Below are 12,410 nucleotides of genomic sequence, written 5' to 3'. Positions count from 1 at the left end.
GTAACGGCGGGGATCGTCGTTGTCGTTGGGTTTTCGCCCGCCTAGCGTGCCGGGACCACCGTGGCGTGCCGGCTGACGCCCTTCCTTCCCGGGAGAACGATGAATAACGCCGCCCAGAAAGACGATCCGGTCCTCGAACGCTTCCACTTCCTCGTCAACGCTCCGGCGTTGTTCAACGCCGTCACCACTGCGGCCGAGTTGAGGATCTTCGCATTCCTGTCGGGGAGTCCCGGCGCGAGCGCGGCGGAGATCCGGTCGTTCTGCGGTCTGCCGGCGCACCAGCTCCGGGTGTTGCTCCAGGCGGTCTGTACGACGGGTCTGCTGGAACGCCGGAACGGTGCCTACCACAATTCGTCCGTCGCTGAGGACCTGCTGGCAGCGGACGAGGAACCGGACAGCTGGAGTCACATCCTGACCGGCTGGAAGGAGGTCTACTATCCCGCGTTCGCGGACATGACGACGGCGCTGCGGGCTGGCACCAACACCGCTCTGGCCGCCCACCCCGGTGACGAGCCGACGCTGTACGGACGGCTGTCCCGCAATCCTCCTCTGGAGGAGGTCTTCCACCGGGCCATGACCGCTTTCACGCTCCGTTCGGTGGACGCGCTGATCGAGCAGCCGGTCTTCGGGGACGTACGGCACGTCCTCGACGTGGGCGGCGGGGACGGTAGCACATCGGCGCGGCTGGTCGCCCGTCATCCGAAGCTCAGGACGACGGTGTTCGACATGCCGAGCGTCTCCCGGCTCGCCTCCGACGCGGAGGCGCAGCCCGACCGGGTGAGTGTGACGCCCGGCGACATGTTCACCGATCCGTTCCCCGAGGGGCCGGACGCCGTGCTGTTCAGCCATGTGCTGGAGATCTTCGACGAGGACGCGATCCTGCTCCTCATGAGGAAGGCCTACGACGCGCTGCCCACGGGCGGCAGGGTCGTGGTGTACGGCTACAACGTCTCCGACGACGAGACCGACGGAGTCTTCGGCGCCCGTCTCGGGCTGTACTTCAATGTGCTGGCCAGTGGCCAGGGCATGGCCTATCCGGCACGCGACTACGAACGGTGGTTGTGCGAGGCCGGGTTCGAGGACGTCGGTACCGTTCCGGGGCTGCCGTACGAGCACGGGCTGAGCCTGGGCGTCAAACGCTGACCGTCCGGGACGAAGGAGCGGGGCCGGCCTCCGGGCCGGCCCCGCCGCCGTGTCGGTGCTTCGGTGTCCGTGCCGGTCTCGGTGGCGTGCCGGTCCCGGTGGCGTGCCGGGACCGATGGGTGTCAGTCGCGCTTCCGGGGGCGCAGTCGGGGGCGCGGCCGGGCGCGCGGGCCCGTGCAGAGTTCGAGCAGGTGGTCGGCCAGGGTGTCCGGGGTGGGGCAGTCGAGGACGGTGGCCGCGCTGATCTGCAGACCCGTCGCGGCGCCGAGCCGGTTGCGCAGACGGGTCGCGGTGAGCGAGTCGAAGCCCATCTCGACGAAGCTGCGGTCGGGGGCCACCACGTCATCGGTGTCGTGGCCCAGCACCAGCGCGACCTGGGTGCGCACGAGCCGCAGCATCTCGCCGCTCCGTTCCTCGGCGGGCAGCGCCCTCAGGCGGCGCAGGTACTCGTCCGGGTGCGGGGCGTAGGAGTCCTCGCGCACGGTGCCGGCGCTTCGTACCGCGTCGTGCAGGGCAGGGACGCCGTCGAACAGCCTGGCCAGCGGCCGGGCTGCGGAGGTGGCGGCGACGTGGGTCGCCAGACGCTGCCAGTCCGCGTCGAAGACGGCGAGCCCGGTCTCCTGGGCACCGACGGCCCGGTCGAGGGCTCGCAGGGCGAGGTCAGGGCTCATCGGGACCAGGCCGTCGTCACGGGCCCCGGTGTCCTCCGCGGCACCGGCCCACGGCCCACGGGCCACGCGGGTCACGGGCAGTCCGGCTGCTCGGCGCTCCACGGCCAGGGCGTCCAGGAGGGCGTCGGACAGGGCCTGTCCGCCCTGCCGGGGAGCGCCGACGGCAGCGGTGAGGGTGGTGAGGAGAACGAAGAAGGCAGGATCGGCCCGGTCACGGGTGAGGTCGTGCAGGTTCCGAGCTGCCCGGGCGTCGGTTCGCAGGGCCTCCTGGAGCCCGGTGACGGTCTGTTGGGCGAGCGTGCCGCTGTCGGATGAGGGGACGGTGGGCACGACCACGGTCAGCGGGCCGGTCGCGGGGATGCCGTCCAGCAGGGCGGCTGCCTCGGCGCGGTCGCCGAGGTCGCGGACGACGATGTCGGCGCGCGCGCCGAGCGTGGTGAGTTCGGCTCGCAGCCCGTCGGTGGCGTCCGGGCTCTGCCGGTCGGGGTGGCGGACGAGCAGAAGGCGTTCGGCCCCACCGCGGGCGAGGTGCAGCGCGATCTGTCGGGCGAGGGGTCCGCCCCCGTCGGTGACGAGGACCGTGCCCCCGGGCGGCCGAGAGGGGGCGGAGGGGCCGGCCGGTGTGGTGCCCGCGGGTGTGATGCCGGGTGCCTGGACGATGCGGCGGGCGAAGAGACCGGCGCCGCGGACCGCGATGTCCCTCTCGTATTCCTCGCCGCTCCCGTCCCCGCCGTCGGCCGCGCTGTACGCCAGCACGGCGGCGAGCCGGCTGCCGGTCCAGCCGTCGATCCGCCCGGGCAGGTCGACCGTGCCCCTCCAGTGCCCTGAGGACTCCAGGACGGCGACGCGTCCGAGCGCCTGCACTCCGAGCTGTTCCGGGTGAAGGACCCGCTCGGCAGCGCCGACCGCCGCCGCGGAACGCGTGGCGTGCCATACGGGGAGGCGGCTGCCGTTCTCCTCCAGGGCACGCAGGAGCGCCAGGGTGAGCGCGGCGCCCATCGGCACCGCGTCATGGGCCGGGTGCCGTCCGGGAGCGAGGGGCAGCAGGGACAGTACGCCGGAGACGGCACCGGCATCGTCCGCCGCGGCGCGGAGCTGTGCGGCCGGTGCTTCGTCGCCCGAGCTGACGGGCACGAGGACCGGATTCGTGCCTTCGGCGCGGAGTGCCGTCACCAGGCCGGTGACCCACGGGTCGGATGCCTGCTCCGCGGAAACGGGAAGGAGCCAGGTGCCGGCCGGTGCGGACGGAGGGACGGTGGCCGCCGTCCAGGCCACGCGGTGGCACCAGCCGTCGATGCGGCTCTCCTCCTCGCGCCGACGGCGGTAGGCGGCCAGGATCGGCAGCAACGCGTTCGTCGACCCGGCGTCTCCCAGGCCGAGTTCCGCGGCGAGTGCCGCATCGTCGGCAGCGTGGAGAAGGGCGCCCGGCCGGCCGGCGGGGCACCGGGGATCGCCGTTTATGGACGGGCCGTCCGAGGGCAGCCAGTAGTCGGCCCGCTGGAAGGCGTACGTAGGCAGCTCCACCGCACGAGGCACACCGTTCGGGACGGCGAGTGCGGCGGTCCAGTCGATGTCGGCGCCGCGTGCGAAGAGCTGCCCGGCCGCCCGTGTCACGGCGGCGGCCTCGCCCTCGTCGGCGCGCAGCGTCGGGACGAACTCGGCTTGGGGGGCGCTGTCCTGGCCCACCGCGGACAGTACGGCGTCGGGACCGATCTCGAGGAAGGTGGTCACGCCTCGGGCGGCCAGCGCGGCGATTCCGTCGGCGAAGCGGACCGGCTCGCGCACGTGCCGTACCCAGTGCTCCGGCTCCACCGGACGGTCCATGGGCAGGAACCGGCCCGTCAGATGGGACATGACCGGGATCTCGGGCACGGTGCAGGCGAGGTCGGACAGTTCGGCGCGCAGTGGGGCCAGGACCGGTTCCATGAGCGGCGAGTGGAAGGCGTGGGACACCGTCAGCCGACGGGTCCGCACACCGCGCTCCTCGAGCTGGGTGACGATCTCGGCGACGGCGTCCTCGGCTCCGGAGAGGACGACCGAGTCGGGGCCGTTGACGGCGGCCAGACCTACCTCGTGGGCATGGCCGGCCAGCAACGGCTCGACCTCGCTCTCGGGTAGCCGCACGGCGACCATCGAGCCGCCTTCGGGCAGATCGCGCATGAGCCGGCCACGGGCGGCGACGAGTGTGCACGCGTCGGCGAGGGTGAGCGCACCGGCGACATGGGCCGCGGTGATCTCGCCGACGGAGTGGCCCGCGACCATCCCGGGGCGCATGCCCCAGGAGGCAAGGAGCCGGTACAGCGCGACTTCGACCGCGAACAGTGCGCACTGGGCGTGGAGCGTTCCGGTGAGGGTGTGCGCGGCCGTCTCGCCTGTGTCGAAGACGACGTCCCGCAGCGGCGGTTCGTCGGGAAGCAGGGTGTCGAAGCGGGCACAGACGGTGTCGAAGGCGGCGGCGAAGACCGGATGGGTGCGGTGCAGCTCTCCGGCCATCCCTGGGCGCTGGCTGCCCTGTCCGGTGAACAGGACCGCCGTACGCCCGGTCGGTGGGCCGCCCGTCACCAGATGGGGCGCGGGCCCGCCTGCGGCGAGCGCCTGCAGTCCCGATTCGAGCTCCTCGTGGCGTTCACCGGTGACGACGGCCCGGTGCGCGAAGAGCGAGCGCCGGGTCGCGAGCGCGACGGCCAGGTCGCGGGGGGAGGGCATGGCGTCGGCCGGCCGCTGCCGCAGGTGCGCGAGGAGGTGGCGCGCCTGGGAGCGCAACGCTCCCGGGGAACGCCCGGAGAGTACCCATGGCACGGTGCCGGCCGGCTCTGACGCGTCCCCCGGGGAGTCGGCGGCGGGACCGAGCTCCTGCCGGGGAGCTTCCTCGATGATCACGTGGGCGTTGGTGCCGCTGATACCGAAGGAGGACACGCCGGCGCGCCTGATCCGGTCGGTGGCAGGCCAGGCCACAGGGTCACGCAGCAGCTCGACGGCGCCGCTCGTCCAGTCGACGTGGTCCGACGGCTTGTCGAGGTGCAGGGAGCGGGGCAGTACGCCGTGGTGGAGCGCGTGCACCATCTTGATGATGCCGGCCGCCCCGGCGGCGGCCTGGGTGTGACCGATGTTGGACTTCACCGAACCGAGCCGTACCGGAACCGCACCGGCGGCGCGGTCGGCGCCGTAGGTGGCCAGGACGGCCTGCGCTTCGATCGGGTCGCCGAGCCGGGTGCCGGTGCCGTGCGCCTCCACGGCATCGATGTCGGAGGTCGTCAGGCGGGCGTCGGCCAGGGCGGCGCGGATGACGCGCTGCTGGGACGGTCCGTTGGGCGCGGAGAGCCCGTTGGAGGCGCCGTCCTGGTTGGTCGCCGTCCCGCGGACCAGGGCGAGGACCTGGTGTCCGTGGCGGCGGGCGTCCGAGAGCCGTTCCACCAGCAGGACGCCCACACCCTCGGCGAGGGAGGTCCCGTCCGCCGCGTCGGCGAACGGCTTGCAGCGCCCGTCCGGCGCCAGGCCGCGCTGGCGGCTGAAGCCCATGAGAGCACCGGGCCCCGGCATCACCGCGACTCCCCCGGCCAGCGCGAGGTCACACTCTCCGGCCCGCAGCGCCCGCACCGCCATGTGCACGGCCACGAGAGACGACGAGCAGGCGGTGTCCACGGTGACGGCCGGGCCTTCGAGACCCAGGACGTACGCGATCCGCCCGGACACCACGCTGCCGGCCGTGCCGGTGATGAGGTGGCCTTCGATGCCCTGTCCGGCCTGGTGCAGGCGGGGGCCGTACTCCTGGTAGTGCGAGCCGACGAACACCCCGGTCCGGCTGCCGCGCAGGGTCGCCGGGACGATACCGGCCCGCTCGACGGCCTCCCAGCCCGTTTCGAGGAGCAACCGCTGCTGGGGGTCGGTGGCCAGGGCCTCCACCGGTGAGATACCGAAGAACTCCGCGTCGAAGCGCCCGGCGTCGTGCAGGAAGCCGCCCTCCCGGACGTAGGCACGGCCGGGGGTGTCCGGGTCGGGGTCGTACAGGGCGTCGAGGTCCCAGCCCCGGTCGGCGGGGAGCGGGCCGATGGCGTCGCCGCCGGAGTCGACGAGCCGCCACAGGTCCTCCGGGGTGGCGACGCCTCCGGGGTAGCGGCACGCCATGCCGACGATGGCGATCGGGTCGTCGTCCGGGTACGTTCCGGAAGCCTCGTGGCCGTACGGACCGGGGTCGGCGGCTGTGTGCTCCGCTCCGAGGATTTCGGCGAGGAGGTGTCCGGCGAGGGCTGAGCAGTCGGGGTGGTCGAAGGCCAGCGTCGCGGGCAGCCGCAGCCCCGTGGCGGTGCTCAGCCGGTTGCGCAGGTCGACGGCGGTGAGCGAGTCGAGACCGAGTTCCTTGAACGCCCGGTCCGGCGCGACCGCGTCGGCGTCCGCGTGCCCGAGCACCGTGGTCACCTGGGTGCGGACCATGTCGAGCAGTGTGGCCCGGCGTCCGTCCGGTTGCTGCCGGAGCAGGGAGTCCCGCAGCTCCGTGGCCCGGTCCCCGGTGCCGGTTCCATGGGCGGCCGCGGTCAGGCTGCGTCGCCGGGGCGCGGACGGCTGCCGGAGCAGGCCGCGCAGCATGGGATGGCCGGCTGCGTCACCGGCCGCCAGGGAGCGGGCGTCGAGGCGGGCGGCCAGGACCGCGCTTTCGGGAGACCGTGCGGCGGTGTCGAAGAGTCGCAGCCCCTCCTCGCTGGACATCGGCAACACACCCATACGAAGCATCCGCGCCAGATCCGCCCGCTCCAGACCCCCCGTCATCACACTCCGCTCCTCCCACAACCCCCACGCCACCGACACACCCGACAACCCACGCGACCGCCGAAACGCCGCCAACCCATCCAAAAACGCATTCCCCGCCGCATAATTCGCCTGCCCCGCAGCCCCCAAAACCCCAGCAGCCGACGAAAACAACACAAACAAACCACCCGAACCCGCCATCACCTCATGCAAATTCCAACCACCCCGCACCTTCGCCGCCAACACACCCCCCAACCGCTCCCCCGACAACCCCTCCACCACCACGTCATCCAACACACCCGCCGCATGCACCACCCCCGACACACCACCCGGCAACCCAGCAACCACACCCCCCAACGCCACCCGATCCGCCACATCACACACCACCACCCGCACCTCACAACCCCACCCCGACAACTCCCCCACCAACCCACCCACATCACCACTACGACTCAACAACACCAACCGCCGCACACCCCACACACCCACCAAATGCCGCGCCACCACACCCCCCAACACACCCGAACCACCCGACACCAACACCCAACCCCCACCACCCGAAACAGAAGAAGCGACGGCCGGAACACTCAACACCAACTTCCCCACATGCCCCGCCCGACTCATCAACCCGAACGCCTCACCAGCCCGCCGCACATCACGGACTCCGGTGGGCAGGTGCCGCAACACGCCTGCCTCGAAGAGCCGGAGCACCTCGCGCAGCATCTCCCCCATACGGTCCGGTCCTGCTTCCGCCAGGTCGAACGCCCGGTACTTCACACCCTCATAGGCAGCGGCGACCTCAGCCGGATCCCGCACATCCGCCTTGCCCAGCTCCACGAACCGGCCCCCCGGACGCACCAACCCCAACGACGCATCCACCAACTCCCCCGCCAGAGAATCCACCACCACATCCACACCCGACCGGAACACCTCCGCGAACCCCGCCGACCGCGACGAAGCAATCCGATCAGCCGACACACCCAACCCCCGCACCACCGACCACTTCGACTCACTCGCCGTCGCACACACCTCAGCACCCAACCACCGCGCCAACTGCACCGCGGCCATCCCCACACCACCCGCAGCCGCATGCACCAACACCGACTCACCCGACCGCACACCCGCCACATCCACCAACGCGTAGAACGCCGTCACGAACGCCACCGGCACCGAAGCAGCCTCGACGAACGACCACCCCGACGGAACCCCCACCACCACCCGCTCATCCACCACGGTGAACGAGCCGAACCACTCGCCTCCCAGCCCCATGACCCGGTCGCCGACGGCCACGTCCGTCACGCCGGAGCCGATCTCCACGACCACGCCGGCACCCTCACTGCCCATCAGCGCGTTCTCCGCGTCCGGATACGTACCCAAGGAGATGAGCACGTCACGGAAGTTGACGCCCGCTGCCCGGATCTCGACACGTACGTCGCGTTCTCCGAGCGGCCGGGTCGCTGCCGTCGACGGGACCGGGGTGAGTCCGTCGAGGGCGTCTCCCGGGGTGGTCCGTAGCTTCCAGGCGCCTTCGGGCAGTTCCGGTGCATCCGGCACATCACCGAGCCGCGGGACGGAGATCTCGCCCCGCCGGAGGGCCAGTTGGGGCTCGCCGGTGGCAAGGGCCGAGGGCAGGGCGGCGAGCGAGGCCGGGTCGTGATCGAGGTCGGCCAGGACGAATCGGCCGGGGTGTTCCAACTGTGCGGATCGCACGAGGCCCCAGACGGGCGCGGCGGCCAGGCCCGGCACGCCCTCGCCCGCCCCGGCGGCCACAGCTCCCCGGGTGACCAGCACCAGCCTGGTCCCGGTGCCGGCGAACGCCTCGTCGGCCAGCCAGGACTGCACGACCGCCAGAGCTTGGCCGGCCGCGGCCAGGGCCTCCTCGGCCGTATCCCCCTCGGCTTCGGAACGGGCCGTCGGGTCGTCCTGGGCGATGCCCGTCAGCACATACTCCGGCCTCGGGCACCGGCCGTCGGCCAGTTGCTCGGCGAGGGTGGCCAGATCGTCGTGGCGTGACACGGTCCTGCTGAGCCCGGGCCCGAGGTCGTCCGGGCCGACAACCGCGAGGACCGGGGCCCCGTCGGCGGCCGGCGTCGGCACGGGGGTCCATTTCACCCGGTGCAGCGTGCCCCCACCGGCCGTACGGTCGCCGACCGTCGCGCCGATGTCCCGCACAGGCCGGGTCACCAGGGCCTCGGCCGACGCCACCGGTCGGCCGGCGTGGTCCGCCACGAGTACCGACATGCCGCCTCCGGTGACCGGCGTCAGGCGTACGCGCAGGCTTGAGGCTCCGGTGGCGTACAGGGACACGCCGGTCCACAGAAACGGCAGTCCGACGGACGTGAGATCGTCCGCGCGGGCCGGCCAGGCGTGCAGGGCTGCGTCCAACAGCGCCGGGTGCAGACCGAAACCGTCGGCGGACCGACGCGCCTCGTCGGGCAGGGCGACCTCGGCGTAGATCTCCTCTCCTCGGATCCAGACAGTTCCGAGCCCGCGGAAGGCGGGCCCATAAGTCAGTCCGGCGCCGGCGAGTCGCTCATACCACTCACTCGTGTCGATCTGGCGGGCGCCGTCGGCGGGGGGCCAGCTTTCGAGTCCGGTGGGTTCGGGGTGGTCGCCGGTGGCTGCGAGGGTGGCGCGGGCGTACCGTGCCCAGACGCCCTCGGTGTCGCAGACGTACACGCCGACGGCCCGGCGGCCGTCGTCGTCCTCGGGACCGCCCACCGTGATCTGGACGCGCAGGGGGCGTCCGTCCGCGGGCAGCACGATGGGGGTTTCGATGCTGAGTTCTTCCAGCCGGTCGCAGTCGACGGCCTCGCCCGCACGCAGCACAGTCTCGACGAGGGCTGTGCCCGGGACGATCACCCGGTCCACGACCGTGTGGTCGGCGAGCCAGGGGTGGGTGCGTAGGGACCAGCGGCCGGTGAACAGGTGACCGTCGCAGTCGGGCAGGGGCACGCCTGCGTCGAGCAGCGGATGCCCGGCGGGTTCCATACCGCCACCGGCGGCGGAGACGGGTGGGGTCGAGTCGAGCCAGTGGCGGCGCCGCTGGAAGGCGTACGTCGGCAGGTCGACGCGCTGCGCGCCGGTCGCGTCGAAGACGCGGGCCCAGTCCACCGGTGTCCCGGCGACGTGGGCCTCGGCGAGGGACCTGAGCATCCGGCTTTCCCCGGCGTCGCCGCGGCGCAGCGTGCCGACGACCGACACCTCGCTGCCGTGGTCCTCTGCGGTCCGCTCCACGCCGGGGGTGAGCACCGGATGGGGGCTGATCTCGACGAAGTGCCGGAATCCCGCGTCGAGCAGGACGCGCACGGTGTCCTCGAAGCGCACGAGGGAGCGGAGATTGCGGTACCAGTAACCGGCGTCCAGCGTGGCCGTGTCGGTCTTCCGGGCGGTCACCGTGGAGTAGAACGGCACGTCGGAGGGGCGTGGAGACACTCCGGACGCGGCGTTCTCGACACCGGCTCGGATCTCCTCCACGTGTGCCGAGTGGGAGGCGTAGCCGACCGGGATGCGGCGGGCCCGCACACCGTCGGCGTCGTATGCGGCGAGCAGTTCATCCAGCGCGTCGGCGTCACCGGAGACCACGATGTGCGCGGGTCCGTTGACCGCGGCAACGGACAGGGTGCCTCGGTGGGAGTCGACGACGCGGCGTACGTCCTCCTCCGGTGCCGTGACAGAGGCCATGCCGCCGCCGCGTCCGGAAAGCGCCGTCAGCTCCCGGCTGCGCAGGGCGACGACCCGTGCCCCATCCTCCAGGGTCAGCGCTCCCGCCACCACCGCGGCGGCGATCTCGCCCTGCGAATGGCCCACGATCGCGGCCGGGCGGACACCGTAGGACTCCCACACGGCGGCCAGCGACACCATCACGGCCCACAGCACGGGCTGGACGACCTCCACACGCTCCAACGCGGCTTCGTCCAGCAGTGCTTGCAGCAGGGGAACGTCGAGATGGGGCGCGAGCGCTGCGGCGCACTCGTCCATCCGGCGGGCGAAAACCGGTGAGTCGTCCAGCAGTTCCACCGTCATGCCGGTCCATTGCGAGCCCTGCCCCGGAAAGACGAAGACGGGGCCGATGCCGTCGTGGACCATGCCGGAGACGATTTCGACGGGTTCGTCGCCCGAGGCGTACCTGCTCAACAGGTGCGTGCCGTCGGTGCGTTCCGGGGTGAGGAGGACGGCCCGGTGGTCGAAGGCGGTACGGGCGGTGGCCAGGGTGAGGCCCGTGTCAGCCGGTGACTGGGCGGGGTTCAGCTCGGCGTGGGCGGCGAGCCGCCCGGCCTGGTCGCGCAGTGCCGCCACGGACTTGGCGGAGAGGACCCAGGGCACCGCCGGGAGCGTCCGGGCAGCACCTCCGGGGGCGGGAGTCTCCTCGTCGGCCGGGATCTCGCCGGCCGGGATCTTCTCGTCGGCCGGGGCCTCTTCGAGGATGACGTGCGCGTTGGTGCCACTGACTCCGAACGACGACACTCCAGCGCGACGCTGCCGTTCGCCCCGGAGCCAGGGGGCGGATCGGGTAAGGAGGCGAAGGGTGCCGTCGGACCAGTCGACATGCGGTGACGGCTCGTCCGCGTGCAAGGTGCGGGGCAACTCCTGGTTCTGCAGGGCCAGTACGGTCTTCACGATGCCCGCGGCGCCGGCGGCGGCCTGGGTGTGCCCGATGTTCGACTTCACCGACCCCAGCCACAACGGCCGCTCGGGATCACGCCCCTGCCCGTACGTCGCCAGCAACGCCCCGGCCTCGATCGGATCACCCAGCCGCGTGCCCGTACCATGTGCCTCCACCACGTCCACATCCGACGCATGCAGACCCGCGTCCGCCAACGCCGCACGGATCACCCGCTGCTGAGCAGGACCACTCGGAGCGGAGAGGCCACTGCTGGCGCCGTCCTGACTGACGGCCGTGCCACGGACGACGGCCAGGACGCGGTGTCCGTTGCGCCGGGCGTCGGAGAGCCGTTCGAGGCAGAGCATGCCGGCGCCCTCCGCCGGGCCGAAGCCGTCGGCGGCGGCGGAGAAGGGCTTGCACCGGCCGTCGGTGGCCAGGCCGCGCTGACGGCTGAACCCCATGAAAGTGCCCAGGGTGGGCATGACGGTGACGCCGCCGGTGAGGGCGAGGTCGCACTCGCCCTGGCGCAGCGAGCGCACGGCCAGATGCAGCGCGACGAGCGAGGACGAACAGGCCGTGTCCACGGTGACGGCCGGCCCCTGGAGCCCAAGCGTGTAGGCGATGCGACCGGAGACGACGCTGGTGGTGGTGCCGGTCATCAGGTGTCCTTCGAGGCCGTCGGCGACGTCCAGGCGCGGCCCGTAGTCGAGCGCGACAGCGCCGACGAACACGCCGGCGGTACGGCCCTTCAGGGAGGTGGGATCGATGCCCGCCCGTTCGACGGCTTCCCACGACGCTTCGAGGAGCAGGCGCTGCTGGGGATCCATCGCCTCGGCCTCCCGCGGCGAGATCCCGAAGAAGTCGGCGTCGAAGTCGCCCGCGTCGTGCAGGAACCCGCCCTCGCGGACATAGGTACGTCCGGGCGCGTCCGGGTCGGAGTCGTAGAGGTCCTCGGTGTTCCAGCCCCGGTCGTCCGGGAACGGGGTGATGGCGTCGGCGCCGTCCCGAACGAGATGCCAGAGCTCCTCGGGGGTGGTGACGCCGCCGGGGAAGCGACAGGCCATACCGACGACGGCGATCGGTTCGTGGGCCGCGGCCTCGATCTCACGCAGCCGCCCCCGGGTGTGGTGCAGATCGGCGGTCACCCGGCGCAGGTAGCCGAGCAGTTTGTCATCTTCCGGCATCAGGGCCTCACATGCTCTTGCTGCGGTGTCAGAGGGTCGTACGGCGTTCAAACAGGCCGAGGG

Annotated in this window: 2 protein-coding genes; one reads left to right on the top strand and one right to left on the bottom strand. The window is 72.2% G+C overall.

Going from position 1 to position 12,410, the window contains the following annotated elements; translation table 11 throughout:
• Positions 1–99: 99 nt before the first annotated feature.
• Complete coding sequence (locus tag OG623_RS29315; RefSeq protein WP_406150555.1) at positions 100–1,143, top strand: methyltransferase; 1,044 nt, start codon at positions 100–102, stop codon at positions 1,141–1,143.
• Positions 1,144–1,265: 122 nt separating this feature from the next.
• Here OG623_RS29315 and OG623_RS29310 read toward each other — a convergent pair whose 3' ends face one another.
• On the bottom strand, positions 1,266–12,347 hold the full coding sequence (locus tag OG623_RS29310) for a type I polyketide synthase (RefSeq protein WP_406150554.1): 11,082 nt from the start codon (positions 12,345–12,347) through the stop codon (positions 1,266–1,268).
• Positions 12,348–12,410 lie beyond the last annotated feature (63 nt).

Origin of the sequence: Streptomyces sp. NBC_01012 (assembly GCF_045162755.1) — a bacterium.
Lineage (GTDB): Bacteria > Actinomycetota > Actinomycetes > Streptomycetales > Streptomycetaceae > Streptomyces.
The sequence above is the reverse complement of the archived record's forward strand: the minus strand, read 5'-3'. Positions and strand labels throughout refer to the sequence as shown.